The sequence below is a fragment of the Lentzea alba genome (assembly GCF_011067745.1).
In the GTDB taxonomy this organism is placed as follows: Bacteria; Actinomycetota; Actinomycetes; order Mycobacteriales; family Pseudonocardiaceae; genus Lentzea; species Lentzea alba.
Genome location: NZ_JAAMPJ010000013.1, coordinates 168968 through 195799, shown reverse-complemented (window position 1 = coordinate 195799; position 26832 = coordinate 168968). Strand labels below are relative to the sequence as shown.

25 protein-coding genes and 1 pseudogene are annotated in these 26832 nt (G+C 69.5%); 14 read left to right on the top strand and 12 right to left on the bottom strand.

Annotation, left to right across the window (positions count from 1 at the left end; translation table 11 throughout):
* The first annotated feature begins 27 nt into the window (after positions 1–27).
* Positions 28–930: an ArsR/SmtB family transcription factor gene (locus G7043_RS37495; RefSeq protein WP_207312237.1), complete on the top strand. Its 903-nt coding sequence runs from the start codon at positions 28–30 to the stop codon at positions 928–930.
* Here G7043_RS37495 and lnt read toward each other — a convergent pair.
* The 5 genes from lnt to G7043_RS37470 form a co-directional block, all read right to left on the bottom strand.
* Positions 904–2379 carry an apolipoprotein N-acyltransferase gene (gene lnt / locus G7043_RS37490; protein ID WP_166053429.1) on the bottom strand — a complete coding sequence of 492 codons (1476 nt, stop codon included), beginning with the start codon at positions 2377–2379 and terminating at the stop codon, positions 904–906. The genes G7043_RS37495 and lnt overlap by 27 nt on opposite strands.
* On the bottom strand, positions 2363–3772 hold the full coding sequence (mptB, locus tag G7043_RS37485; protein ID WP_166053560.1) for a polyprenol phosphomannose-dependent alpha 1,6 mannosyltransferase MptB: 1410 nt from the start codon (positions 3770–3772) through the stop codon (positions 2363–2365). Before mptB ends, lnt begins: the two co-directional genes overlap by 17 nt.
* Positions 3773–3875: 103 nt before the next feature.
* Positions 3876–5450 (bottom strand): sigma-70 family RNA polymerase sigma factor, encoded by a 1575-nt coding sequence (locus G7043_RS37480; protein ID WP_166053428.1) that lies wholly within the window; start codon positions 5448–5450, stop codon positions 3876–3878.
* Positions 5451–5542: 92 nt separating this feature from the next.
* Positions 5543–6313: an SDR family NAD(P)-dependent oxidoreductase gene (locus G7043_RS37475; protein WP_166053427.1), complete on the bottom strand. Its 771-nt coding sequence runs from the start codon at positions 6311–6313 to the stop codon at positions 5543–5545.
* A 46-nt stretch (positions 6314–6359) separates the two neighbouring features.
* Positions 6360–6941: a TetR/AcrR family transcriptional regulator gene (locus G7043_RS37470; RefSeq protein ID WP_166053426.1), complete on the bottom strand. Its 582-nt coding sequence runs from the start codon at positions 6939–6941 to the stop codon at positions 6360–6362.
* A gap of 54 nt (positions 6942–6995) precedes the next feature.
* Between G7043_RS37470 and G7043_RS37465 the strand changes: the two genes are divergently transcribed.
* Both G7043_RS37465 and G7043_RS37460 read left to right on the top strand, forming a co-directional pair.
* The gene (locus G7043_RS37465) at positions 6996–8018 is read left to right on the top strand and encodes an alpha/beta hydrolase-fold protein (RefSeq protein ID WP_166053425.1); all 1023 of its coding nucleotides are present in this window, start codon (positions 6996–6998) and stop codon (positions 8016–8018) included.
* Positions 8015–8491, top strand: coding sequence for a GNAT family N-acetyltransferase (locus G7043_RS37460; RefSeq protein WP_166053424.1), 477 nt, complete (start codon positions 8015–8017; stop codon positions 8489–8491). The genes G7043_RS37465 and G7043_RS37460 overlap by 4 nt, the downstream gene beginning before the upstream one ends.
* Here the strand turns inward: G7043_RS37460 and G7043_RS37455 are convergent.
* A complete protein-coding gene (locus tag G7043_RS37455; RefSeq protein WP_166053423.1) occupies positions 8484–9323 on the bottom strand; it encodes a helix-turn-helix transcriptional regulator in 840 nt (279 codons plus the stop codon). The genes G7043_RS37460 and G7043_RS37455 overlap by 8 nt on opposite strands.
* Before the next feature lie 100 nt (positions 9324–9423).
* On the opposite strand from G7043_RS37455, the gene G7043_RS37450 reads away from it, so the two are divergent.
* Positions 9424–10185, top strand: coding sequence for an SDR family oxidoreductase (locus G7043_RS37450; protein ID WP_166053422.1), 762 nt, complete (start codon positions 9424–9426; stop codon positions 10183–10185).
* Positions 10186–10253: 68 nt separating this feature from the next.
* Complete coding sequence (locus tag G7043_RS37445; protein WP_166053421.1) at positions 10254–10631, top strand: DUF2231 domain-containing protein; 378 nt, start codon at positions 10254–10256, stop codon at positions 10629–10631.
* Here the strand turns inward: G7043_RS37445 and G7043_RS37440 are convergent.
* Complete coding sequence (locus tag G7043_RS37440; RefSeq protein ID WP_166053420.1) at positions 10613–11239, bottom strand: hypothetical protein; 627 nt, start codon at positions 11237–11239, stop codon at positions 10613–10615. The genes G7043_RS37445 and G7043_RS37440 overlap by 19 nt on opposite strands.
* A gap of 77 nt (positions 11240–11316) precedes the next feature.
* Here G7043_RS37440 and G7043_RS37435 point away from each other — a divergent pair, with 77 nt between their 5' ends.
* The 5 genes and pseudogenes from G7043_RS37435 (at position 11317) to G7043_RS48845 (ending at position 15901) form a co-directional block, all read left to right on the top strand.
* The gene (locus G7043_RS37435) at positions 11317–11673 is read left to right on the top strand and encodes a 5-carboxymethyl-2-hydroxymuconate Delta-isomerase (protein ID WP_166053419.1); all 357 of its coding nucleotides are present in this window, start codon (positions 11317–11319) and stop codon (positions 11671–11673) included.
* A gap of 47 nt (positions 11674–11720) precedes the next feature.
* The gene (locus tag G7043_RS37430; protein ID WP_166053418.1) at positions 11721–12983 is read left to right on the top strand and encodes an amidohydrolase family protein; all 1263 of its coding nucleotides are present in this window, start codon (positions 11721–11723) and stop codon (positions 12981–12983) included.
* Between the two features lie 21 nt (positions 12984–13004).
* On the top strand, positions 13005–13547 hold the full coding sequence (locus G7043_RS37425; protein ID WP_166053417.1) for an SMI1/KNR4 family protein: 543 nt from the start codon (positions 13005–13007) through the stop codon (positions 13545–13547).
* Between the two features lie 140 nt (positions 13548–13687).
* Positions 13688–15487: pseudogene (locus G7043_RS37420) on the top strand (glycoside hydrolase family 3 protein); the annotation flags it as partial.
* Positions 15488–15511: 24 nt separating this feature from the next.
* Positions 15512–15901 (top strand): carbohydrate-binding protein, encoded by a 390-nt coding sequence (locus G7043_RS48845; RefSeq protein ID WP_242643136.1) that lies wholly within the window; start codon positions 15512–15514, stop codon positions 15899–15901.
* A 49-nt stretch (positions 15902–15950) separates the two neighbouring features.
* On the opposite strand, the gene G7043_RS37415 is transcribed toward G7043_RS48845, so the two are convergent.
* Complete coding sequence (locus tag G7043_RS37415; protein ID WP_166053415.1) at positions 15951–17192, bottom strand: MFS transporter; 1242 nt, start codon at positions 17190–17192, stop codon at positions 15951–15953.
* Positions 17193–17339: 147 nt separating this feature from the next.
* Here G7043_RS37415 and G7043_RS37410 point away from each other — a divergent pair, with 147 nt between their 5' ends.
* Both G7043_RS37410 and G7043_RS37405 read left to right on the top strand, forming a co-directional pair.
* Positions 17340–20435: a M14 family metallopeptidase gene (locus G7043_RS37410; protein ID WP_166053414.1), complete on the top strand. Its 3096-nt coding sequence runs from the start codon at positions 17340–17342 to the stop codon at positions 20433–20435.
* 66 nt (positions 20436–20501) lie between these two features.
* Complete coding sequence (locus G7043_RS37405) at positions 20502–20654, top strand: hypothetical protein (RefSeq protein ID WP_166053413.1); 153 nt, start codon at positions 20502–20504, stop codon at positions 20652–20654.
* Here the strand turns inward: G7043_RS37405 and G7043_RS37400 are convergent.
* The 4 genes from G7043_RS37400 to G7043_RS37385 form a co-directional block, all read right to left on the bottom strand.
* A complete protein-coding gene (locus G7043_RS37400) occupies positions 20585–21772 on the bottom strand; it encodes a glycosyltransferase 87 family protein (protein ID WP_166053412.1) in 1188 nt (395 codons plus the stop codon). The genes G7043_RS37405 and G7043_RS37400 overlap by 70 nt on opposite strands.
* 139 nt (positions 21773–21911) lie before the next feature.
* On the bottom strand, positions 21912–22538 hold the full coding sequence (locus G7043_RS37395) for a response regulator (RefSeq protein ID WP_166053411.1): 627 nt from the start codon (positions 22536–22538) through the stop codon (positions 21912–21914).
* Entirely contained in the window at positions 22535–23557 is a 1023-nt protein-coding gene (locus G7043_RS50140) for a sensor histidine kinase (RefSeq protein WP_166053410.1), read from the bottom strand. The genes G7043_RS37395 and G7043_RS50140 overlap by 4 nt, the downstream gene beginning before the upstream one ends.
* A 69-nt stretch (positions 23558–23626) precedes the next feature.
* Complete coding sequence (locus G7043_RS37385; protein WP_166053409.1) at positions 23627–24856, bottom strand: aspartate aminotransferase family protein; 1230 nt, start codon at positions 24854–24856, stop codon at positions 23627–23629.
* Between the two features lie 77 nt (positions 24857–24933).
* Here G7043_RS37385 and G7043_RS37380 point away from each other — a divergent pair, with 77 nt between their 5' ends.
* Both G7043_RS37380 and G7043_RS37375 read left to right on the top strand, forming a co-directional pair.
* Positions 24934–25803 carry a LysR substrate-binding domain-containing protein gene (locus tag G7043_RS37380; protein WP_166053408.1) on the top strand — a complete coding sequence of 290 codons (870 nt, stop codon included), beginning with the start codon at positions 24934–24936 and terminating at the stop codon, positions 25801–25803.
* A gap of 2 nt (positions 25804–25805) precedes the next feature.
* Complete coding sequence (locus G7043_RS37375) at positions 25806–26795, top strand: LacI family DNA-binding transcriptional regulator (protein WP_166053407.1); 990 nt, start codon at positions 25806–25808, stop codon at positions 26793–26795.
* The last annotated feature ends 37 nt before the right edge of the window (positions 26796–26832 follow it).

The following is a 26832-nucleotide window of genomic DNA, read 5'->3' as shown; positions in this document are numbered from 1 at the left end:
GCAGAAAGGGTCGATCCGCTCTGGGAGATGGTGTTCAGCCGGAACCGGCTGACCGAAGGCGACAGCGGGATGCTGTTGCAACCGTGGCTGCACGACATCCGTCGCAACGGAAACGTGCAAACGATCCGTTCAGGCGTGCGGCTGTTGTCCGTCCTCGCGCCGTTGGGTCCGTACTTTCCGGACTTCCTCACACCGCCGGAGGGTGCAGACGGTCTCGCGGCCGCCCTCACCGCGATCCGGTCGACACCGCGCGCACGGCTGCGGGACGAGTTCCAGCTGCTCGCCGACGTCAACCCGACTCCCACGTGGACACGTCCGCTGGCGGAGGGGTGCGACGGCGCTTTGGCCGAGCTCACCGCGGCACTGCGCCGGTATCACGGCGCGGTGATCGAGCCGTACCGCGACCTGATCGACGAGGCGGTCGAGACGGACCGCCTGCACCGGGCGGCATCGGGGACCGAAGGACTGCTGCGGGGCATGTGGCCGTTGATGAACTGGCGGCCGCCCGTGCTGGAGGTGCAGTACGCCTACGACCGGGACCTGCACCTGAACGGGCGCGGGTTGCGGCTGGTGCCGTCGTACTTCTGCCGGCGAACACCTGTCGCGCTCGCTGATCCTCTGCTGCCGCCGACCGTCGTCTACCCGCTGCACCACGACTGGACCTGGCAGCGGCAGCTCGCGAGTGGACGGCGCGAGCTCGGAGCGCTCGCGGCGTTGCTGGGCAACACCCGGTCCGCGGTGCTGGCCGCCGTGGGTGCCGGGGCCACGACCAACGAACTGGCGAGGCGTCTGGGCGCTTCGGCGTCCGCGGTCAGCCGGCACACGACCGTGCTCAGGGAGGCGGGCCTGCTGACGACGGAAAGGCAGGGCATTTCGGTGCTGCACCAGCGAACGTTGCTCGGATCAGCTCTGCTCGGCAGCACCAACTGAGGCACGGCGGCGCATCCACGACCCGGCCACGCACGCGGCGATCGCCGCTCCCGTGAGCAGGACGTGGATCGCGCCGCCGAACCTCGTCGCGAACGTCAGGTCCGTCCGCAGCGGCACGGAGTCCACCATCAGGTCGTCGGTGAACATCCCGGTCGACCGCACCACGCTGCCGTCCGGGCGAACCACCGCGCTCACACCGCTGATCGCCGCGACCACGACCGCACGGCCGTGTTCGATGGCGCGCAGACGTGCCATTCCGAGCTGTTGGTAGGTCATCTCACCACGGCCGTACCAGGCGTTGTTGGTCGGCACGACGAGCACCTGTGCGCCCAAAGCGGTGCTCTCGCGCAGGACGTAGTCGTAGGCGACCTCATAACAAATGCCGAGGCCAACGCGTGTGCCCGCGATGTCCAGCACTCCGGGTTCGGTGCCGGCGTCGAGGTCGGGTTGATCGGCGAACGGCGTCACGAGCCGGGCCAGCGGGCGCAGCGGGATGTGCTCGGCGAACGGCACGAGCTCCTGCTTCGCGTACGACTCCCCCGCGCCGCGTCCGGGTTCCCAGGCGATGACCGAGTTCTGGTTGTTGCGCAGCGCGCTCACCAGCACGGGCACGCCGAGGTCGTCGACGGCGCGGTCGAGCACCGGGTCGCGGTCGCCGGTCCTGGTCGCGCTCTCCGGCCACACCACGAGGTCCGGTTTGGCGACCGCGCCGCTCTGGATCAGCTTCGTCAGCTCTTCCGTCTTGCGCAGGTGGTTGGCGCGCAACGTCTTGCCCTCGGTCAGCAGGCCGAGACCGATGTCAGGTGCGTTGCCCTGTACAACCGCGACGGTCCGTGTGCCGTTCTGCGCGTCCACGGCAACAAGCGGACCAACGGCGAGAGCGGCGGCGAACGGCACCAGAGCCCAGGACGCCTTCAAGCGGGGCAACCAGGCTGCGAGCCCGAACCCGGTCACCACCACCGCGAACGTCACCAACGGTGCGCCACCGATCACCGCGAGGTGCGCGAACGGTCCGTCGACCTGACCGAACGCCACGCGGCCCCACGGAAAGCCGTTGAACGGGATCAGTCCGCGCGCGGTCTCCTGGAGCACGAACAGCAACGCCGCCCACACCGGCGGTACGGGCAGCCGCGAGACCAACGGGAAGAGCGCGCACACACCGCAGATGAACAACGCCATCAACGCCGAGAGCACGACCCACGGCGCGGGACCGAACTCATTGCCCAGGAAGTGCTGGATCCACCACAGGTGCGGCAGGAAGAACGCCAGCCCGAACACGAACCCCAGGCCGGCCGAGCGACGCGCGCCCGCGCCGTTCAGCGTCAGCCACAGCACGACGAACGCCGGCACCGCGAGCCACCAGAACGTGCGCGGCGGGAAGCTCAGCGCGAGCGCGCCGCCGGCCAGCGCGGCCGAGCCGTAGCGGACGAGATCAGTTCTGGACGGCAACGGGCACCCGGCGCAGGACGAAGCAGGCGCAACCCACCAGGGCGATCCCGAGTGCGTAGGCGAGGACGAGTTCGGTCACGCGACCGGCGAAGTTGCCCGCGAGCGGCGGCACCAGCAGCGCGAAGACGCCGACCAGCACGGCGACCCTGGTCCGCCACCTCCCCGCCGGCAGGCAGGCGGCCAGCGGCAGCACCGCCCACAGCAGGTACCACGGCTGGATCACCGGCCCCAGCACCACGATCAAGCTCATCATCATTCCCAGCGCCGTCACCTCAGAGATCCCGCCGCGCAGGTGACGGTTCAAGACCACCACGACGCCGCACAGGATCAGCACGAACCCCGCGATCCGCGCCGAGGAAATCATCGCCTGACCGGTTTCCGGGCCGAACACCGCACCCGCCAGAAAGCCCGGCCAGTTGGTCGGCGCCATCCAGCTGTTGACCTTCGAGGGCGTCCCCAGCGCCTGCACCCAGCCGAAACCGGCCCCGCCGGCCAGCGACGTCACGACCGACACCCCGACCGCGGCCGCCACCATGGCGAGCCCCGCGCCTGCGAACCGGACCAGGCCTCCGCCGAGTCGCCGGGCCAGCGCGGTGCCCACCACCGCGAGCGCGACCAGTGCGGGCAGCTTCACCTGCGCACCGAGTCCGATGAGGACGACACCGGCCGTGAACTGCCACCACCTGAGGTCGTCGAGTGCGTGCAACGCGACGACGGTGCCCGACAGCATGAGGCCGAGCATCAGCGCGTCGTTGTGGACACCGCCGATGAGATGCCACAGCACCAACGGGTTCAGCACGCCCAGCCACAACGCCGCACGCTCGGACGTGCCCGCCAGCTGCGCGAGCCTGGGCACCGCCCACACGACGAGCAGCAGCCCCAGCACCGCGACCAGCCGGTACAGCACGATGCCCGCCACCGGACTGCCGCCGGTGACCTCGGCGATCGCCCGTTCCACGGTGCTGAACAACGGCCCGTACGGCGACGGCGTCTCGCGCCAGTAGACGCCGACGCGCGCCACCGCCTCCGCGCTCGCGCCGACGGCGGGGCTCACCACGTTCGGGTCGAGCCCGCGCGCCGCCACCTCGCCCTGGGCCAGGTAGCTGAACACGTCCCTGCTGAACAACGGCGGTGCGAGCACCAGCGGCCCGGACCACAACGCGAGCGTCCGGCGCAGCCACGCGGCGTCCGGTGTGACCCGGCCGAGCAACGCCCAGGCCAGCACGACCAGCCCGGCGCCCGCGATGGCGGCACCCAGCGCGACCGGCACCGCTCTCGTGGCCCACGCTCCCGCGGTGAGGAGCACCGCGCCACCGAAACCCGTCCAACGCAGGACGTCAGGGGTTCCGGTGGTGACGAGTACGGGCGTGCGCTGAGCAACGGTCGACGACATCTGCACGGAGGAGACAGTGCTTTCCGGACAGATCGTCACGCGTCCGACTGCGGTCGCGTCCGCGCGTACGACCAGAGGATGATCTTTTCTAGCTTTAAGTCGGTCAACGTCCCGCGAAGTCGTGAGTCATCCACACGGTTCCCTTGGCGTCGCGGATCACCACGATGCCGATGCGGGTGGACGAGTTGCTGAGGATGTTCTTGCGGTGGCCGTCGTTCGGCGGCTTCTCGTCGATCATGCCCTGGGTCAGGCCGAGCGCCATCTTGGAGATCGCCTCGACGGTGTCCTTCACCGGACCGCCCATGCCGACGTTCTCCGCGACCGAGCTCCACTTCACGCCCGCCGCCGTGCTGCGCTCGCCGAGACCGCTCTCGCCGGAGCACTGGTGCGACAACCCACAGCCGTTGCTCATCATCGCCTTGGTGTGCCGTTCGGCGGCCACGACCAATGCCGGATCCACGGTCAGCGGCGGCAGACCCGACTTGGCCCTGGTCTCGTTGATCAGCGCGAGGACACGCTCCTCCGGCGTAGCGACACGAACCGGTTCGGGTGTCTGAGTGGTCGTGGTCGTGGTGGTGGACGACGGCGTGCTCGACGTGGTCTCGGCGACGGACGACGTGGTGTTCGGTGCCGTGGTGATCGGTGCCATCGTGTTGTTGGGAATCGCAACAGCAGCAGGCGGGTCTGACGGGAAGTGGACCATCGTTCCGGCCACACCGACGAGCGCGCACACCGCCACCGCACTCGCCACGGCGAGCACGGGCTTGCTGGTCAGACCGGCGACCTTGGCCGTCAGGCCGGTGGGCTCGGCCAGATGGGCGCCTTTGGTCGCGGACTCGCCGAGGTGGTAGGCGTGCGCGACCTGGTCCAGGGCGGGGTCGGCGAGGTTCTCGAGCAGGTGCGGCAGGTAGCTCGCCGGAACCGTGAGCAGTGCGGCGCCGGTCAGGATACGTTCGACCGGCATCGCGTCGTCGACCCCGCGACCGCATCGGCCGCACTCGTCGACGTGACGCAGGAGCCGCTTGCGCCACAACGGGTTCGGCTCGCCGTTCCAGCCCTGCGCGGCCTGCGCCAGACCCGCGCAGCGCGGTTCGGCGGACAGCGCGCGGACCAGGTGCCGGACCGTTTCCAGGCGGCCCTTCAGCCTGCTCACCCGCACGGTGACCGCGTGGGCGTTGAGGTCGAGCGCGTCGGTCACCTCGGCGCGGGTGAGCTGCCCGACGCGTTCCAGCGTCCACAACGCCAGCAGCTCGCGGTCAGCCGGGTCGAGCCACCGTGCGGCCTCGTCGACCTCGCGCCGCTGCTGGGCCATGTGCAGGCGGGACAGCGCGACCTCGACGAACTCGGCGCTCGGGTCGGCCCGGTCGTACTCCTCCAGCGGCGCCGGCGCGGCGTCACGGCGGCGGTAGTGCTCGCGGACCTGGTTGATCGTCACGGCGACCAGCCACGACCGGAACCGCTCGGGCTCGCGCAGCGCGTCGATGCCGCGGATCACGCGGAACATCGTCTCCTGCACCACGTCGTCGACGTCGGCATCGGCGTTCAGCGCCCGACCGGCGACGTTGTAGACCAGTGGCAGACAGGCGGTGACGACGGCGTCGAGCGCCTCGCGATCACCGGCCCGCGCGGCCTCCACCTGCTCCGCGTCCACCTGCCTCAGCCACTCCCGACCCGTCACTTCCGCACCCTTCGCCGACGACTTCCGCACGTCATGGGAGACCGGGCAGTCTCACCTCAGGTCACAGAAACCGGGCGAATTGGTGACCCAGGTCACACTGCGACCACCGCCACTCCGGTGCGGCCGCCGTCCACGTCGAGCACGGTGCCGTGCACGAACGCGGACTCGTCCGAGGCCAGGTAGACGGCCGCGGCGGCGATCGCGTCGGGATGCCCGGACCGTCCGGCCGGGGTGCCGCGCATCATCACCTCGCCGGGGTGGTCGGTCGTGGTGTCCCAGTCCGGCGAGACGACGACACCGGGCGAGATGGCGTTCACCCGGACACCCTGTGGCCCGAACTCCGCCGCCCACGCGCGTGTGAGCGTCTCCATCGCGCCCTTGGTGGAGCTGTAGAGGGACGAGACCGGCACGCCGAGCCGGGCGATCCACGAGCCGAGGTTGATGATCACGCCACCACCGGCGCCGATCATCCCGGGGACGAGGGCTTGGGTCAGGAAGAACGGCGCCTTCACGTTGACGCCGTAGACGCGGTCGAAGGTCTCCTCGTCGGTCGTCGGGGTGGTCGACGCCGGGTAGATGCCGGCGTTGTTCACGAGGACGTCGACACGGCCTCCCAACACTTCTGCGGCCGTTGCAGCGAAAGCTTTGCCGGCAGCGGCGGTGCCGTCGAGATCGGCTCGGACGAAGTCGGCCCGACCGCCGTCTTCACGAATCTGGTCGACGACGGCCGCACCCCTGGCGGCGTCGCGCCCGGAGACGACCACGTGCGCGCCCTCCCTGGCGAGCGCGACCGCGATCGAGCGGCCGATGTTGCTGGTGGAACCGGTGACGAGGGCGGTCCTGCCCTGCAGACGTTGTGCCATGTCCTCGAAGTTAGGCACCTTATTTTGGACCGGCAAGTCCAGAAGTTCAGCCCTTGAGGTGGTCGATGAGGGTGTCCAGCGCCGCCTCCAGGTGAGCGACGCTGCCGGTCGAGCGGAGCACCTGGACACCACCTTGGATGCCCGCGATGAACGCGGCCGCGACCCGGTCGGCGTCGACGCTCGCACGCACCAGCCCCGCGTCCTGCATCTCGGCGATGCCCTCCTGCACGTGGAACTGCCACCGGCTGAGCAGGGCACTGACCACCTCGTTCGCGCCCGCCGTGCTGCCCACCTGGCTCATCAACGCGCCCAGCGGACAGTTCCGGCCCTGGGTGCGATAACGGGCGACCACCGCGTCCCGCCACCGGTCCCAGGCCGCCCACGACGTCAGCGCGCCGAGGTGTGGCTGCTGGTCGTCGAGCACGCGGCCGGCCTCGTAGCGCGCGACAGCGAGGAAGAGCTCCTCCTTGCCGTCGGGGAAGTAGTGGAAGATCTGGCTCTTGCTGGTGCCGGTGATCGCGCGGATGTCGTCCAGCGTCACGCCCGCGGGGTCGTCGCTGCGCAGGTAGGCCGCCGCGCCCTCGATGATGCGCTGCCTGGTCGCGCGCCCCTTCGCCGTGATCGCCATGTGCTCGATTTTAGGTTTTCTGGACCGGCTGGTCCACCGTGGTTGACTGGCCCCATGCTTCCTTGGGAGGGCCCACTGGCCGGCCGGCTCGACCGGCACACCGTCGTCTCCGAACTGCTGCGCGGCAACCCGCTCGGTGATCCGCACGAGCGCCCGTTGTGGGTGTACGTGCCGCCGGGCTACGACTCCGGTACCGAGCGATATCCGGCTGTGTACGTCATCCAGGGCTACACCGGCCACGTGTCCATGTGGGCCAACCGGATGCCGTTCCGCCAGCCGTTCATCGAGACGGCGGACGCGGTCTTCGCCGAGGGCGCGCCGGGGTGTGTCGTGGTGTTCGTCGACGCGTGGACGTCGTACGGCGGCTCGCAGTTCGTCGACTCCCCCGGCACCGGCCGCTATCACTCGTACTTGTGCGACGAGATCGTGCCGTGGGTGGACGAGCACTACCGCACGATCCCCGACCGCGAGTCGCGGGCGATCGCGGGCAAGTCGTCGGGCGGGTTCGGGGCGATGATCACGCCGATGCTGCGTCCGGACCTGTTCGGCGCACTGGCCACCCATGCGGGCGATTCGCTCTACGAGTTCTGCTACCTCGCGGACTTCGGCAAGGCGGTGCGCGGCTTGCGCGCGTACGACCACGACATCCAGAAGTGGTGGGCGGATTTCCGGAGCCGGCCGTCGTTCACCAAGCCGGAGGACATGACGCTGCTCGGCACTCTTGGTGTCGCGGCGTGCTTCTCCGCGGCCGAGGACGGCACTCCGGAGCTGCCGTTCGACCCGGTGACCGGGGTGGTGCGGCCGGCGGTGTGGCAGCGCTGGCTCGACTGGGACCCGGTGCGGATGGTGCCCGCTCACGCGGAGGCGGTCCGTTCACTGCGGGCGGTGTGGATCGACGCCGGCAAGAGCGACGAGTTCTACCTGGACCTCGGCGCGGAGGCGTTCCGGGCGAAGATCGCCGAGGCCGGACTTCCGGACGAGAGAACACATTTCGAACTTTTCGACGCGGGTCACGGTGGCATCGACTACCGTTACCCGCTCTCGTTGACCTGGCTCGCGGAGAGGCTGGCTCGTTGACAACTGAAGTGACGCTGAGAGGTCTGGAAGACGGTGACCTCGACACGGTGTTCGAGTTCATGCGTGATCCGGAGTCGGTGTGGATGGCCGCGTTCACGGCGGAGGACCCGGACGACCGCGAGGCGTTCGACGCGCACATGCGCCGCGTGCGGGCCAATCCGGAGACCATCAACCAGGTCGTCCTGGGCGACGGCCGGGTCGTGGGCACGATCGCCTGCTTCGTGATGGAGGGCGACACCGAGATCACGTACTGGATCGACCGCGCGGTCTGGGGTCAGGGTGTGGCCGGGCGAGCGGTGGCGTTGTTGCTGGAACTCGTGTCCACCCGGCCGTTGCACGCCCGCGCCGCCTCGGACAACGCGGGCTCGCTGAAGGTGCTGACCAAGGCCGGCTTCGAGGTCGTGGGCACCGAGGTTTCCCATGCGGCAGCCCGGAAAGCGGAGATCGAGGAGACGATCCTGGTCCTCAGGTGACGAACTTCTCGGTGCCCAGCACGCCGAGCAGTTGCAGCTTCTCGAACGCCTCGGTGCGCGGTGGCGCGGTGAGCACCAGCAGCGCCTGCGACTGGTCCTCGGTGAACAACGCCTGACAGTCCACCTCGATCTCGCCGAGTTGTGGGTGCACCAGCACCTTGTGGTCTTCGAACCGGTTCGCGACCTCGTGCCGGTCCCAGATTTCGGCGAACTCGCTGCTTTCCTTCTGCAGCACGCGAACGAGCTCGCCGGCGCGTGACTTCGGGCCCATCGCGGCATGGGCGGCGCGCAGGTTCGCCACCTGCGCGCGGCTCTGCCGGTCGCGGTCGTGCTCGGGGTAGATCAGCCGCTCGTCCGGGTCGGTGAACCAGCGGTAGATCCCGCTGCGGGCGAGGCCGGTGAAGTGCGAGCTGTCGCCGTAGAGGGCCTCGGCGAACCTGTTCTGCAGCAACACCTCGCCGAGGTTCGACAGGATCAGCGCGGGCGTGTCGTCGAGCCGGTCCAGCACTCGTTGCAACGCGGGCGCCACGTGCGTGCCACCGACCTGGCGCGACGGGGCGTTGCGCCCGGCGACGCGGAACAGGTAGTCGCGTTCGTCGTCGCTGAGCCGCAGCGCGCGGGCCAGCGAGGCCAGCATCTGCTCGCTGGGCTGCGGCCCCCGTTGCTGTTCCAGCCGCGTGTAGTAGTCGGTGGACATCGCGGCCAGCGCCGCGACCTCCTCGCGCCGCAACCCAGGTGCCCGCCGGCGCGCCCCGACCGGTAGCCCGACGTCCCCAGGCCGCAGTTCCTCGCGGCGGCGACGCAGGAAGGCCGCGAGTTCCACACGATCCATGAAGCCCAGTATGGAGGCCATCAGATCGTTGACCAGGGATCGCCGATCCCCCGACAACGGGTCTCTGCCGCGCTCTTCGGACTTGCCCGAAGGTCGGTGCATGGACATCACCGGAAACACCGTCTTCATCCCCGGCGCCACCAGCGGCATCGGCCTGGCGCTCGCCCTCGCCCTGAGCGAGCGCGGCAACACCGTGATCGTCGGCGGCCGGCGCACCGAACTGCTCGAGAAGATCGCCGCCGAACACCCCGGTGTCGGGACCGTCCGCATCGACACGGCCGACGCCGACAGCGTCCAGACCGCGGCCAAGGACGTCATCGCCCGTTTCCCGCAGCTGAACGTGCTGATCACCATGGCGGGCATCATGCGCGCGGAGGACTGGCACAGCCCGGTGTTCCTCGAGTCGGCGGAGAGCATCATCACGACCAACGTCCTGGGCCCGATGCGCCTGATCGCCGCGTTCGTCGAGCACTTCCAGACCCGCCCGGACGCCACGATCATGACCGTCTCGTCCGGTCTCGCCTTCGCGCCGTTGAAGGTGACGCCGAGCTACAACGCGTCCAAAGCCGCCATCCACATGCTCAGCGAGACGCTCCGCCTGCAGCTGGCCGACACGTCCGTGCGCGTCGTGGAGCTGGAACCGCCGTGGGTGCAGACGGACCTGATGCCCGGCCAGGCCGACAACGAGCACGCCATGCCTCTCGACGAGTACGTCGCCGAGGTCATGGACATCATCGAGACCCAGCCCGACGCGCGGGAGATCCAGGTCGAGCGGGTGAAGTTCCTGCGCTACGGCGAGGCCCGCGGCGACTACGACCAGGTCGTCGCGGCGCTCAACGCCACCGACCCGCACGGCAAGTGAAATCAGAGGTGTGAGAACACGGCCGCGGCGGGTATCTCTGTTCCCCAGCATCCGGGGGAAGGAACACCATGCCGCGCCGTCTCGTCGCCCTGCCGCTCGCCCTGCTCGCCACCGCGGCCGGACTCGATCTGCTGCATCTGATCACCGGCAACGACCTGATCGCCGCCGCCGCGTGGCACCTGATCGCCGCGGGCCTGCTGCTGGGCATCGCGGTGGCGGCCACCGACTGGCTCGACCGCATCTTCGCCGAGCCCGCCACGCGCTCACGCAAACGCGATCTCGGCATCGCCCTGGTGCTCGTGCTGTTCGGGGTCAGCTGGGCGTTGCGGCTGGGGCAGACCGGCTGGGAACCGACCTGGGCCGCGGTGCTCGCGGGGTGGGCCGGCGTGGCCGGGCTGCTCGCGACCTCGCTCACCGAGCGCCGCTCTCAGCTCAGTTCGGCCTGACGGCGTGTCAGCTCGGCGATCGTCGCGTCGACCTCGTCGCGGTGCTGCCGGAGCCGTTCGAGAGCCCTCTCGGTCTCGGCTCTGAACTCCTCGACCTGTGCGCGGTCCACCTCGGCGTGGTCGTCGTGGATCTTCGTGCGGTCACCGGGCACCAGCCGCACGTCCCACCTGGGGACGTGCCCGAGCCTGTTGTTGATGAAGTCGTGCAGCCCGTCCATGCTGTCGTTGAGGCGCTCGACCCACGACCGGCGCCGCTCTGCCTCTTCTTCCGGCTTCTTCTCGTTCCAGGACGCGTCGCGCATCGTGCGGGTCAGCGCTTCGTCGGTAGCACGGAAGTTGGACAGCAGCCGGGTGATCGCGTACCGGACCGACTCGACGTCGACCGGTTCCGCGCCTGTCCGCTTCGACCAGCTTCGTTGACCACCACGGCGTTTGTAGTGCTGTTGCATGGCCTGCTTGGAGCGTTCGCCGTACTCCGCGCCGAGCTGTTCCCAGGTCCAGCCGCTGTCCATGACGGACTCGATCAGCACCCGTTCAGCCTGGTCCACCGACTCCCGGGCCCAGGGCATCATCCGCAGCGCGCTCAACGACTCGTTCTCATCCGGCATCTCGTCAACGTATCCGTTGACGTCCGGAACCGTCAACTGACGCGTTGACGTGGACACGATGTCGGTAGCGTGAGCTCATGCCACAGATCACCGTCGAGTACTCCGCCGACCTGGATGAGGCGTTCGACCGCCGGACCTTCGCTCTCGCGCTGCACCAGACGCTGTCCCCGCTGACCAGCTCGGACGTCGCCGCGTTCAAGACGCGGCTGCGGCAGATCGAGGAGAGCGTGATCGGCGACGGCTCGCCGGCGGCGATGATCCACATCCGGATCGGGCTGCTGTCGGGGCGGCCGGTCGAGCTCAAGCAGGAGGTCGGGCGGGTGAGCATCGGGCTCGCGCGGGAGCACCTCAAGCCGGTCGAGGGGCTGCCGGTCCAGGTGACGCTCGAGGTGTACGACCTCGATCGCGAGCAGTACCAGAAGATCGTCCTCTGAACGGAACAAGCCTCGTCACGGACGGGCTCGCCGTGTTGTCCTGAAGCATGAGGACTCTGATGACCGGCGGCACCGTGATCAGCATGGACGCCGCGGTCGGTGATCTCGGCCGCGGTGACGTGCTGATCAGCGACGGTGTGATCACCGAGGTCGCCGAACGGATCGACGCGCCGGACGCCGAGGTGATCGACGCCGCCGGCAAGGTCGTCCTGCCCGGGTTCGTCGACACCCACCGGCACACCTGGCAGACGGCGTTGCGGGGCGTCGGCGCGGACTGGACGTTCCCCGAGTACATGGCCACCATGCACGGCACCATCAGGCCGCACTACCGTCCCGAGGACGTCTACCTCGGCAACCTGCTCGGGCGGTTGGAGGCACTGCACTCCGGCGTCACCACGGTGCTCGACTGGTTCCACTGCGCCGACAGCCCCGAGCACGCCGACGCCGCCGTCGCGGGCCTGAAAGACGCACCCGGACGGTCCATCTTCTGCTATGCGGCCGGATTCATGGTCACCGACGGCTCGGTCGAGCACGAGATCCGGCGGGTCCGCGCCGAACTCCCGGCTGACGGCCTGGTCACCATGGCGTTCGGGCTGCGCGGCCACCAGATGACCACAATGGACACTTTCGCGGCCGACCTGCGGCTGGCGGACGAGCTCGGGTTGCGCTCCAGCGTGCACTTCGTGTCCGACGGGACGGCCCGGCCGATCGCCGAGATGCACGCCGCCGGTCTGCTGCGGGACACCACGACTGTCGTGCACGCCAACGGGATCAGCGACGACGAGCTGCGGATGCTCGCTGACGCCGGCGCTTCGGTGTCGGTCAGCCCGGACGTCGAGCTGAAGATGGGCTTCGGCTGGCCGATGACCGGGCGGATGCTGGCCGCGGGACTGCGGCCGACGTTCTCGATCGACGACTGCCCTTCGGCCGGCGGGGACATGTTCGCGACCATGCGGACCGCGTTCGTCGTGCAGCGCGGGCTCGACGGCAGCCTGAACTCCCGCGATGTCCTGGAGTTCGCCACCGTCGACGGCGCGAAGGCGTGTGGCCTCGACACGGGCAGCCTCACACCCGGCAAAGCCGCGGACATCATCCTGTTGCGCAAGGACGACCCGAGCGTGTTCCCGTTCACCAACCCGGCCGGCACGATCGTGGCCGCAGGGCATCCCGGCCTGGTCGACACCGTGCTCGTCGCCGGTCGCGTGGTCAAGCGCGACGGCGCGCTGGTGGGTGTCGACCTGCCCGCGCTGCAGGCCCGGCTGCTGGAGTCGCGGGACCGGATCGCGGCCGACGCGGGCATCGCGGTCTGACCGTTGAAGTACCGTGCGCGCGTGGAAATCACTGACGACCGCGTCTTCCCTGCCGCGTTGGCCGCGCTCAGCGGCATCGAGTTCCCCTGGGACTACGACGAGAAGACCGAGGAACCGGCGCCGACCAACATCGACTACGAGGCCTACGACGAGTTCGACTCGGCCGAGGAGACGACCGACTGGATCAGGTCCTGGACCGGCAACAAGGAGCTCAATGGCGACGCGTTCCGGGTGTTCGGGCAGGACGGCACGGGCGGGCTGACCGCGTTGTGGCTGGTGCGGCCGGGACCGTTGACCGCGCAGCCGGTGGCGTTCTTCGGGTCCGAGGGTGAGGTCGGGGTCGTCGCGGCCAGCTTGGGCGAGTTCCTGTGGCTGCTGGCGGGTGGGGTCGGGCCGCAGGAGGCCGTGGAGTTCGGGTCCGACAGCGGGGTCGCGCACGACGAGTTGCGTGCGGTCGCCGAGAAGCACTCCGGCATCGAAGCGCGCACGCCGGCCGAGGTGCTGGCGGCGGCGCGGGCGGAGTTCCCGGACTTCGCCGAGACCGTTCAGTCCTGGTGCCGTTGACCGTTGTTGGGCGAACCGGTCCTCGTTCCGGTTCGCCGGTGGTCTGCACCACTTTGGTGGTGCGGACTACGCTGGACAGAACCTGTTGTGCCGCAAGGTAAAACAGGACCTCGTCCTCCGGAGGCCTGCACCTCATGAGAATGCTGCTGACGGCCACGCTCCTGCTCAGTGCCGTCGTACCCACCGGTTCCGCCGCGGCGGCCGATCCCATCTACAAGGACCCCGCGCAACCGATTCCGGCGCGCGTCGCTGACCTGCTCGGCCGGATGTCGCTCGACGAGAAGGCCGGGCAGATGACGCAGGCCGAGCGGGGCGCGGTGAGCAACGCCGACCTGACCACCTTCCGGATCGGCTCGCTGCTGTCCGGTGGCGGTTCCGCGCCGTCGCCGAACAACGCCACCTCGTGGGCGAACATGTACGACAACTTCCAGCAGGCGGCCCTCGCCACGCCGCTGGGCATTCCCATGATCTACGGCGTGGACGCCGTGCACGGGCACAACAACGTCGTCGGCGCCACGATCTTCCCGCACAACATCGGCCTCGGTGCCACCCGTGACCCGGCGCTCGTGCAACGGATCGGCCGCGCGACCGCGGAAGAGGTGTCGGGCACCGGGATCGACTGGGACTTCGCGCCGTGCCTGTGCGTCGCGCGCAACGACCGTTGGGGCCGCACCTACGAGTCGTTCGGTGAGACGCCGGAGAACGCGACGTCGATGACGACGCTGATCACCGGCCTGCAGGGCACGCGGCTGTCCGACTCCGGTTCGGTGCTCGCGACCGCCAAGCACTACATCGGCGACGGCGGCACGACCGACGGCGACGACCAGGGCAACACCCAACTCAGCGAGGCCGAGCTGCGGTCGATCCACCTGCCGCCGTTCCGCGAGGCGGTCGCGCGCGGTGTCGGCTCGGTGATGATCACCTACAGCAGTTGGAACGGCACGAAGTTGCACGGCCACAAGTACCTCATCACCGACGTGCTGAAGAACGAACTGGGCTTCGGCGGGCTGGTCGTGTCGGACTGGAACGCCATCGACCAGATCGACGGCCAGCCGGGCTTCACCGCCGCCGAGGTGCGCGAGTCGATCAACGCGGGCCTGGACATGGTCATGGTGCCGACCGAGTGGCGCTCGTTCATCACGCTGCTCAAGGCCGAGGTGCAGGCGGGCCGGGTGCCGATGGCGCGCCTCGACGACGCCAACCGCCGCATCCTGACCAAGAAGTTCGAGCTGGGGCTGTTCGAGAAGCCCCTGACCGACCGCTCGTACACGCCTTCGGTCGGCAACGCCGCGCACCGCGCGTTGGCGCGTGAGGCCGTGCGCAAGTCGCAAGTGTTGCTGAAGAACCAGAACGGCGTGCTGCCGTTGTCGAAGACCTCGTCGAAACTGTTCGTAGCGGGTAAAAGCGCGGACAACATCGGCTACCAGAGCGGCGGCTGGACCATCTCCTGGCAGGGCGGCAGCGGTCCGGTGACACCCGGAACCACTGTGCTGCAAGGCATCCGCTCGGCCGTGTCGTCCTCGACCACCGTCACCCACCAGCGCAACGGCACGGGCATCGACGGTTCGTACCAGGCCGCTGTCGCCGTGATCGGCGAGACCCCGTACGCCGAGGGCACCGGTGACAAGCCGGGCAGCATGGGCCTGGACGCCGAGGACCTCGCGACGCTGAACACGCTGCGCGCGTCTGGTGTCCCGGTCGTGGTGGTGCTCGTGTCCGGACGACCGCTGGACATCGCCGCCCAACTGCCGGGCTGGCACGCGCTCGTGGCGGCCTGGCTGCCGGGCACCGAGGGCAACGGCGTCGCGGACGTCCTGTTCGGTGACCACAAGCCGACCGGCACGCTGCCGTTCACGTGGATGCAGAGCGCCTCGCAACAGCCGATCAACGTCGGTGACGGCAAGACACCGCTGTTCCCCTACGGCTTCGGCGCCCAGTTCCCCGCCACGCAGAACGCCTACGCGCTGATCGGCGCCTCCTACTACGACGAGCAGCGCGGCACTCAGGTCGAACGCTGCACCGACTCGGGTTGCGGCCAGAACGTCGGCTACCTGACGCCGGGCGACTACGTGGCCTACGCGGACGTCGACTTCGGTGCCACGCCGCCGACCTCGGTGACCACGCGCATCGCGTCCGGCTCCACCGCCAACGGCACGCTGCAGTACCGGCTGGACAGCCCGACCGGTCCCCTGGTCGCGACGGTGTCCGCGGCGAACACCGGTGGGTGGCAGACCTGGACGAGCCGTACCGCGGCGGCTTCCGGCGCGACCGGTGTGCACCGGCTGTACCTGGTGGCGACCGGTGGCACGGGCGGAGACCTGGCGAACGTGAACTGGTTCCAGTTCGCTCGCTGACCGGTTGCGGGCTGGTCCGTTCTCGGCGGTGCCCAGAACGGACCGGCCGTCACCGGCTGAGTCTCGTCGCGCGTCGCAACACCGGTGTCACCCACGCCATCACGACGCCCGCCAGCAGCACCACCACACCGGCCAGGAGCCCGGCCCGCGGATCGCCCGCGGCGACCGACAACGCACCCGCGAGTGCCGCGCCGAGGGGCTTGCCGAGGCCCCACGCGATCATCCGGCCGGTGGTGTTGACCCGCGACTGGAGTTCCTCCGGGCACACCTGCTGGCGGTAGGTGATGCCGGTGATGATCACGGCGGCGCTGGTGGCGCCCCAATACACGATCGCCCCGCACGTGACGATCCAGTGCGGGCTCACGAGCACGAACAGGCCTCCCAGCACGGACAGCGGCAACGCGGTGAGCGCCAGCCGCGCCGCGCCCCAGCGCTCGGTCAGCTTCGGCAGCAGCCAGGACGCGATGATCGCGCCGACGCCCCAGCTGGTGAACAGGGCCGCGAGCCGCAGGTCACCGCGCGGCGCGACGCCCAGCACGCGGTCGGCGAACGGCACGAGCACGGCCATCCAGCCGCCGAGCGCGACCGAGTGCGTGGCGCCGACCAACGTGAGAGTGCGGATGATCGGTTCGTGCCAGAGGAAGTGCAGTCCTTCCCGCACGTCCGCGACGATCACACCGGCGCCGCGCACGGGACGTGGGTTCGCCATGCTGCTGGTGATGCCGCGCAACAACAACGCCGATCCCACGGCGGTCAGCGCGTTCACCGCCAGCAGTGCCGCCGGGGCGACGACCGCCACCAGCAGTCCCGTCACACCCGGCACCACGAGCTCGACGACGGTCGTGCGCCCGTAGAGGGTCGAATAGGCGACGGGCAACCGGTCTTTGCCCACCAGCGCGGGCAGGGCGCCGAAGTTGGCCGCGTCGAAGAACACGAACGCCGTCTGCGTCGCGAACGCCACCGCCACGACGTGCGGGGCGCTCACTCCCCCGGCCAGCCACGCCAACGGCACGCTGAGCAGCACGGCGGCGACGGTGAAGTCGAGCGCCACCATCATCTTCCGGCGGTCCAGCCGATCCGCGAGCGCGCCCGCCAGCAGCCCGAACACCAGGTACGGCAACGCTTCCGCGGCCGTGACCGCCGACGTCCACCCCGCAGAGCCGGTCAGCTGGTAGACGAGGACCGGCAGGGCCACCGCGGACACCACGGCACCCGTGAACGACAACACCCGTGCCGACAGGTAGCGGCTGAAGTCGCGGTCAGTTGCGTCGAGATCCCCCGAGCTCCCCACTCCAGGAGCGTACGGCCTGCGGTCATCCGATCACCACCTGACACCGTTGGGCCGAACGAGTAGGGCCGAAAGGCTCGTCAAAGTAACGGCCGATCGGCGTAGCGTCGGCTGGTCTTGCGTCGACCACGCACGCCCCGGAGGAACGCAATGAAGCGGTCCACGACTCTCCTGTCCGCATTGGCCCTCGTGCTCGGCGGCGCGGCCGCGGCACCCGCCCAGGCCGCCCCGCCGCAGGACCCGCTCGACGTCTACGTCGCCGAGGTGACGCCTCAGCAAGCGGGTGACCTGTCCAGACAAGGCTTCGACGTCGCCGGCACCCGAACGTCCGGTGACAAGGTCGAGGTCGAACTCGTGCTCGACACCGCCCAGCAGAAGCAGCTGGCCGAGCGCGGTGTCGACGCGAAGGTCAAGAAGACCAAGGACGGCAAGACGACCAGGCAGCTCGCCGCCGAACAGGCGGCGAACGGCTTCACGGTGTGGCGGTCCTACGACGAGCCCGGCGGGATCCGCGACCAGATGTACGCGTTGGCGCGCAACAACCAGAACCTCGTGAAGCTCGAGGTGCTCGGGAAAACCGGGCAGGGACGCGAGATCATCGCACTGAAGGTCACGCAGGGAGCCAACGGCGTCAAGGACGGCACCCGGCCCGCGGTGCTCTACTCGTCGACGCAGCACGCGCGTGAGTGGATCAGCACCGAGGTGAACCGCAGGCTGCTCAACCACTACGTGAACCGCTTCAAAGCCGGCGACGCCGAGATCAAGAACCTTCTCAAGGCCACCGAGCTGTGGTTCGTGCTCGTCGCCAACCCGGACGGCTACCAGTACTCGTTCGACGTGGAACGGTTGTGGCGCAAGAACCTGCGCGACAACGACGGCAACGGCGTGATCACCGTCGGCGACGGCGTGGACCCGAACCGCAACTTCGACGAGCACTTCAACTACGACAACGAGGGTTCGTCGACCGCGACCGCCAGCGAGACCTACCGCGGGCCGAGTGCGGCCTCCGAGCCCGAGACCAAGGCCATGCAGGGGCTGCTGGACCGGATCAAGCCGAAGTTCCAGTCGAACTGGCACTCCGCCGGCCAGTGGATCCTCTACCCGCAGGGCTGGCAGACCGGTTCGCCCGAGGCCGACAACCCGATCTACGTCGCGCTGGCCGGCACCGACGCCAATCCCGCGATCCCCGGCTTCGACCCCGGCATCAGCTCCGACGAGCTGTACGTGACGAACGGCGAGACCACCGACTACGCCGACAGCCGCAACGGCACCGTGGCGTTCACCCCGGAGCTCAGCGAGGGCTGCGACGGCTGTGGCTTCGTGTTCCCGGACGACCCGGCGCTCGTCGAGGCCGAGTTCCAGAAGACGCTGCCGTTCTCGCTGTCGCTCGCGAGGTCCGCACCCGACCCGGCGAACCCGAAGTCGGCCGTCGGCATCGGCGTCAAGCCCTTCTACCTCGACCAGGCCGAGCTGGACCCGGAGAACACGCCACTGTCCATGTTGGACTTCACCTTCGACGTGTCGTACGGCGACCCGCAGGAAGTCCGTGTGCTGGCGAAGAAGTCGCTCGGCGCCGTCACCGCCAAGTGGCAGATCGGCACCGGGCCGGTGCAGAGCGCGCCGACGACGGCGTGGACCGGCGGTAAGCGGTACAGCGCCGGCAACGCGAACTACTACCACGTCGTGCGGGGCACGGTGACCGGCACGAACCCCGGTGACCAGGTCAAGGTGTGGTTCGAGGGTGGCGGGCAGACGAGCAGCTCGTTCACCTACCGCGCCGAGACCGAGTCCGGCGACGAGGTGCTCGTGCTGGCCGCCGAGGACTACACCGGCGCGTCGCCCAACCAGGGTGTGACCGCGCCGAAGTACCTCTCGTACTACACCGACGCGCTCACCGCGAACGGTGTCGCGCACGACGTGTACGACGTGGATGCCAACGGCCGCAAGGCACCTGACGCGCTCGGCGTGCTGAGCCACTACAAAGCCGTTATCTGGTACACCGGCGACGACGTCGTCACGCGTGAACCCGGCTGGGGCATCGGCAACGCCTCCAGCCTGGCGCAGACAGAACTGCTGGAGATCCGCGACTACCTCAACGAGGGCGGCAAGGTGCTCTACACCGGCCAGTTCGCCGGGCACCAGTACACCGGCGCGCTCGGCACCCAGCTCTACGACCCGTTCGAGAACAAGCAGTGCAGCACGTTGCCCGACGCGGCGCTGCGGTGCCGGCCTCTGGACGGCTCCGGCGACAGCGTGAACGACGTCCTCACCTACTGGTTCGGCACCGCGGTCCTCAACAGCGGAGCCGGCCAGGACCCGGACACCGGCACCACGTTCCCGGTCACCGGTGTCGCGAACCCCCTCACCGGCCTCAGCTTGTCCCTCAACGGGAACGACAGCGCCGACAACCAGGTCAACACCGCGTCGTTCATCACGACGAGCGGCCTGCTGCCGGTGAACGAGTACCCGCAGTTCGCCAGCGACGTCACCGCCGCGTGGGAACGTCCCGGTGGCCCGTTCAAGCCGCACGCCGGCACCCACTACGTGTACTCGCAGATCAGTGACGTGTCGTACAAGCGGCTGACCAGGACGATCAACGTTCCCGCGGGTGGCGCGCAGATGTCGTTCTGGACGTCGTACGACACCGAGATCGCGTGGGACCACCTGTTCGTCGAGGTCCGCACGGCCGGTGGCAGCGACTGGACGACGCTGCCCGACACCAACGGGCACACGACGACCGCGACCGGCGACAGCTGCCCGGAGGGGTGGCGCGACCTGCACCCGCAGCTCGACCACTACCAGACGATCAACCCCGACGGCACCTGTTCGCCGACCGGCTCGTCCGGCAACTGGCACGCGGCGTCCGGCTCGTCCGGTGGCTGGCAGCAGTGGAGGGTCGACCTGTCCGGCTATGCGAACAGCCAGGTCGAGGTCTCCATCGCCTACGCCAGCGACTGGGCCACGCAGGGGCTCGGCGTGTTCATCGACGACATCGACGTCACCACCGGTGAGGGCACCACGTCGTTCGAGTCCGGTTTGGACGGTTGGACCATCACCGGTCCGCCGCCGGGCAGCGGGGTGAACAGCAACAACTTCATCCGCACCACCGCCGCCGGGTTCCCCGAGGGCGCCGTGGTGAGGACCGCCGACACCCTGTACTTCGGTTTCGGCTTCGAAGGCATCTCCAACGCGGCCACCCGCAACGAGGTGATGGACAGGTCGCTGGAGTACCTGCTCGGCAGCTGATCAGCCGGCGGGCGGCGGCGTGGTGTTCACACCGCGCCGCCGCCTGAACAGGCCTAACATGGAGTCATGGGTACCACGACCCTCGAACTGAACGAGGAAGAGCTGATCCTCCTCCGGCACGCGCTGCGCCACTACCTGTCGGACTTCGGTCACGAGGAGGCCGACATCCTGCGGAAGGCCCGCGCGCTGCTCGCCAAGCTGCCCGTGCCGGTCAAGTAACCGGCCGGGTCACCGACGTCGCCGCGGATCGGCGACCGATCCCGCATGGCCTTGATCGCGCACCACCCGAGGAACGCCAGGCCCAGCCACACGTAGGCGTTGCCGATCAGGTGCTGCCACCAGGTCCACGCGAGCTCCTTGTCGCCCGTGGCCGGGAGCAGCCAGTGCGGGCCGAGGGCGAACACCGCGCCCACCGCGATCCGCACCCAGCCGTGCAGGAGCAGCAGGGCGGGCGCGATCCACACCCAGTGGTGCGACCAGGACACCGGCGAGATCAGCAACCCGGCGGCGGCGACGGCCAGCAGTGCCGTGAGGTCGTCGCGCAGCCGTGGCAGCACCACCAGGGTCACCGCCAGCACGACCACGCAGAGCAGCAGCCACACCGCCTCGGGCGCGCCCAGCCGGAACAGCAGGCCGCGCAACGACTGGTTCGCGGTGTAGGCGAGACCACCGACGCGTCCCGGGTCGAGCATGGCCTCGAACCAGAACTGCTTCGACTGGTCCGGCGCGAGCAGCCAGCCGATCAGGCCGGCGCCGGCGAACGTGCCGACGGCGGTCAGCGCGGGCCTCCACCGCTTGCGGGACAGGAAGAACAGCACGAAGATCGCCGGTGTCAGCTTGATCGCGGCGGCGATTCCGACGAGCATCCCCCGTGGCCACGGCGTGCGCGGCAGCAGGCAGTCGGCGGCGACGAACCCGATCAGGATCATGTTGATCTGACCGAGGTCCAGGCCGCCGCGCAGGGGTTCGAGCACCAGGCACAGCGCGGCGAGACCGAGGCCCACCTGGACGCGCTGGGCCGCCGCGGTGCACGCCGCCGTGAACAGCGCGATGGCGGCTGCCGTGAAGAGCACGGCGATGATCGGCAACGGCAACGGCGTGAGGCCGCTGAACAACATCGCCGCGAACGGCGGATAGGTGAACGGCAGACCGAGCGGGGCCGTGAAGTCCGCGGTGTAGAGGTCCGTGCCGGCCCGCCACGCCTCACCGCCCGCCAGGTAGACGCGCAGGTCGAGGAGGCCGGAACTGAAGCTCCGCAGGCAGATCCACGTCAACGCCGCGGCTGAGGCCGCGACCCAGACCTTGCGGAGGTCGACACGGGACACTTGAGCCAGCACAGGGGAAACCTTTCGTCCACCGGAGGTCCGATGTGGACGAGCCTGCTGTGCGAGGCGGTGCGGGCGGATCGGCTCAGGAGCCGGAAGATCATGGCCGAACAGCTGCCAACCTCGGCGGGGGTCAGCCTTTCGGCCGAGGTCAGCCGGCCACCACGTGCGCGCGGAACGCCCACGCCACGATCTCGACGCGGTTGCGCGCACCCACCTTGGCCTGCACCGACGCCAGGTAGGCCTTGACCGACGACACCGAGACCCGCAGCGCGGCGGCTATCTCGTTGTTGCTCAGGCCCTGCGCGACGTGCCGCACGACGTCCAGTTCGCGCGGGGTCAGCAGTTCGGTCTCGGCGGTCGCGACCGGCGGCACCGAACGCCGCAGCACCCGCAGCACGACCTGCGGCGACACCAGCACGTCCCCGCGCGCGGCGGACCTGATCGCCTCGACCAGCAGCCCGGGACTGGCGTCCTTGGTCAGGAACCCGCACGCGCCGAGGTCCAGCGCCTGGTTCAGGACCTCGTCGCTGTCGAACGTCGTGACCACCACGACTCGGGTGTGCGGCGCGAGCTGCCGGGTGACCTCCAGGCCGTCCAGACCCGGCATCCGCACGTCGACCAGACACACCTGCGGCATCAGCTCCTTGGCTCGCTGGACGGCGCTGAGCCCGTCCGCCACGTCCGCGACGACGCGGACGTCCGGCTGCGCCTCCAGGATCAACCGGAACCCCGCGCGCACCATGTCCTGGTCCTCGGCGATGAGCACGGAGATCACACCCGCACCTCCAGTGGCAGCTCGGCGGTGACCAGCCAGCCGTCCCCGGTGGCGCCCGCGAAGAACCGCCCGCCCAGCTCGTGCACCCGTTCCCGCATGCCCACCAGCCCGAACCCGCCCGAGTGCGGCGGTCGCGCGGTGCCGTTGTCCACAACGGACAGAAGCACCGCTGACGCCGTGAGCCGCACGTCCACCTCGACGTTCGTCGCGTCGTGAGCGTGTTTCCGGGTGTTCGTCAACGCTTCCTGCACCAGCCTGAGCACCGACCGTCCCAGCTCCGGCCGCACGTCCTCGGTCAGCTCGATGCTCGTGCGCACCGGCAGACCGGACTTCTCCACGAGCTGGTGCAGGTCGGCGGTCAGATCGCTGGTCGCGGTCGCGGCACCGTTGTCCCGCAACGTCCGGACCATCGCACGCATTGCGCCCAACGCGTCCGTGCCGCCGTCGACGATGCCCGGCAGAAAGTCGTACGCCCTGCTCTTGTCCTCCTCGGCCACCACGAGCGCCGCCTGTGCCTGCACCAGAATGCCCGTGACGTGGTGCGCCACGACGTCGTGCAGCTCACGTGCCATGTCCAGGCGTTCGTCTCGCCGGGCCCGCTCCTCGGCCGCAACCGCCAGCGCCGCCCGTGACCGCTCCCGCATCCGCAGCAGCACGCCGCCGCCGACCCCGATGGCACCGAGCATCAGGATGAGCACGACGCTGTCGGAACGGCTGAGGTAGAACGACGTCCGGAAGACTGCGGCGTGCAGGCTGAACAGCGCCAACGCCGCGATGCACACCGCGGCTCGCAGCGCCGGTGACTTCCAGGCGAGCACGAAGGCCGAGGCCAGCACCACGGTGACCTCGGCGATCCGCACCGATGGGGTGAGGAGTTCCGGCGGTGCGACGATTCCGGAACCGCCCACGTAGAGGGCTCGGCCGAAACCGCTGGTCAGGCCGGTGATCGTGAAGACAGCTCCGCAGAGCACCGCGACGAGCAACGGTTCCAGGAGCGGTTTCAGGCGAAGGTCCCCCACGGCGGTGATCGTACGAGCCGTGCCGACCGGGTGGCCTCCACCTTCCGACCGAGCGGATTGGCCAAGTGGTCAGCCGGCGGTGCCGATCGCCTCGTCGAGAATGCTCAGCCCGAGCGCCAGTTCCTCTTCGGACGCGGTGAGCGGCGGCGCGATCCGGAACACCCCGCCCATGCCGGGGATCTGCACGATGTTCATGTGCAGTCCCAGATCCAGGCACCTCTGGGTGATCGGCGCGCTCAGCGACTCGTCCGCGATCTCCAGTCCCACCAGCAGACCGCGCCCCCGCACGTCGGACACCAGGTCGTGCCTCGCCGCGATGTCGTCCAGCCCGTTGCGCAGGAACGCGCCCAGCTTGGCCGCCCTCTCGTCCAGCCGTTCCTCGACGAGCACGTCCAGCACGGTGTTGCCGACGGCCGCGACCAGCGGGTCCGACACGTGCGTCGTGAAGAACAGGTAGTTCCGGGCGTGCGCCTCCTCCTCGATCTCCGCCGACGTGATCACGGCGGCCAACGGCAGGCCTGCACCCAAGGTCTTCGACAGCGTCAGGATGTCCGGCACCACGCCGTCACGTTCGAACGCGTACCAGGTACCCGTGCGGCACAGGCCGGTCTGGGCCTCGTCCAGGATCAGCAACATCCCGCGTTCACGGCATTTCTGCCGCAACGCGGCGAAGTAGCCCAACGGTGGTTCGAGAATCCCGCCGGAGCTCAGGATCGGCTCGACGATGCACGCGGCCAGCGAGCCGACGGACTGCGCGTCGATCAGGTCGAACGCCAGGTCCAGCTGGGCCTGCCAGTCACCGGTCGGCGCGGGAATCGCGAAGTTGCCCGGCGTCGCGGGCCCGTAACCCTTGCGCCCGGCGCTGTAGGTCGCGGCCGCGGCGGCCGCGGTCATCCCGTGCCACGAGCGGGCGAACGCGACCACCTCGTGCTTGCCGGTCACGAGCTTGGCCATGCGCAGCGCGGCCTCGTTCGACTCGGCGCCGGTCGTGAGCAGCTGCACCTTCGACAACGACGGCGGCAGGGTCTGGGCGAGCCGACGGGCGAGGTCCACGACCGGGCGGCTCAGCATGCCGCTGAACAGGTGGTCGAGGTTCGCGATCTGGCGCCGCACGGTCTCGACGATGCGCGGGTGCGAGTGGCCGAGGATGGCGCTCATCTGTCCGGACGTGAAGTCCAGGACGCGGCGGCCGTCCTCGGTGAACAGGAAGCTCCCCGACGCGCTGTCGATGATCTCGCGCGTGAACGTTCCGCCGTAGCGGACCAGGTGGCGGTCGACGTCGTCCCAGAAGGTGTCCATGGCCAGAACGCTACGAACGAGTGAGCGTCGGGTCCATCTCACATTTCCGCGCTCGCTGTTCGGAAATACTTAACAACATGACGCTGAACCCGTGGCGCCTGCGCCTGCTCAGCCAGCTCGACGCGCTGGGCACCGTGCGGGCCGTGGCGCAGGCCGCGAACCTGAGTGCTTCGAGCGTGTCGCAGCAGCTCGCGGTGCTGGAGAACGAGACCCGCACCCAGTTGCTCGAACGCACCGGGCGGCGGGTGCGGCTGACGTCGGCCGGGGTGATCCTGGCGCGGCGGGCGCGGTCGATCCTCGACCAGATGGACGCCGTCGAGGCCGAGCTGCGCGAGCTGAGCCAGGAGCCGTCGGGCCGGGTGCGGCTGGGCGCGTTCCAGAGCTCGATCCACACCCTCGCCGTGCCCGCGATCGAGCACCTCGGTCACCCGCACCTCGAGGTCGAGCTGGTCGAGCTCGAACCGCACGCCAGCATGCCCGCGCTGCTGGCCGGCGAGGTCGACGTGATCATCACGACCACCGACTTCGTCGAACTGCCGGTGCCGCGCGACATCGACGTCGTGCCGCTGGGCGCGGACCCGATCGTGCTGGTCACGCCGCCCGGTCAGCCGAAGAACGACATCGCGGCGTGCAAGGACGAGCCGTGGGCGTTCGACATCCCCGGTTCCTACATGGCGAACCTGGCCACGCGACTGTGCCGGCAGGCGGGGTTCGAACCGCGAGTGGTCGGTCGTTTTAGCAACTACATGCTGACTCTGAAACACGTCGAGGCGGGTCTGGCGGTCGCGGTGCTGCCCGCGCTGGCCGTCGACCGGCGGTTCGACGTGGTGACGCGGGAGCTGCCGGTGACGCGGAGGATCACCGCGGCGGTGCGGCGGGATTCGCGCGCGGCGATCACAGTGGTACTTGACGCTCTGCATACCCTGTCGCAATCGGACGAGAGGTGATCATGGGCAAGCGCGTCACGATCAACGACGTCGCGCGGACCGCCGGGGTCTCGCGGCAGACCGTGTCGCGGGCTCTCAACGACAAGGGCGAGATCGACAGCAGCACCAAGCAGCGGGTGCTGGACGCCGCGCGCGAGCTGGGCTACCGGCCCAGCCGGTTCGCCCGCGGGCTCGTGCGGCAGGACAGCACCACGATCGGTCTCGTGATCCCCGACCTGTTGAACCCCTTCTTCACCGAGGTCGCGCACGGTGCGTTGGAGGCCGCGCGCGCACGTGGCTGGCACGTGATCGTGTACGACACCGCCGACAGCACCGACGAGGAACGCCGCACGATCGAGGTCGTCGTGTCCCAGGTGGACGCCGTGGTCGGCTACTTCAGCCTGGCCGAGGCCGAGCTCGACCAGCACCTCAGCGGCATGCCCGTCGTGCTGATCGGTCGTGACCACCAGACGCCGCGCTTCAGCTCGATTCACATCGACGGCGAGAAGGGTGTCCACGAGGCCGTCGACCACCTCGTCGCCGCGGGGCACCGCAGGATCGGCATGCTCGACCACGTCAGCCGCGTCAAGCCCAGCCCCAGCCTGCGCCGCGTCTGGTTCACCGACGCGATGACCGGTCACGGGCTCGACGCCACGGTGGTCGGTCACACCGCGCAGTCGGTCGACGGTGGCGCCGAGGCGTTGACCGAGCTGCTCGCCGAGCATCCCGATCTGACCGCGGTGTTCACCTACAACGACGTCGTGGCGATCGGCGCGCTCCGGGCCGCGCGGCGGCTGGGCCTGGTCGTGCCGAAGGACCTCGCCGTGGTCGGGTTCGACGGGCTCCAGCTCGGCACGGTCGTCGACCCGGCGCTCACGAGCGTCGCGCTCGACACCACCCGGATCGGCGCGCTCGCGATCGAGCAGGCGGGCAGGCTGCTGGCGGGCGACGCCCAGTTGCCGCCAGAGGAACTGCAGGTCAACGCAGTTCTGCTGGTCCGCAACTCCGCCTGAACCTTGACACTCCCCCTCGATTCGGCCCATGCTTCGA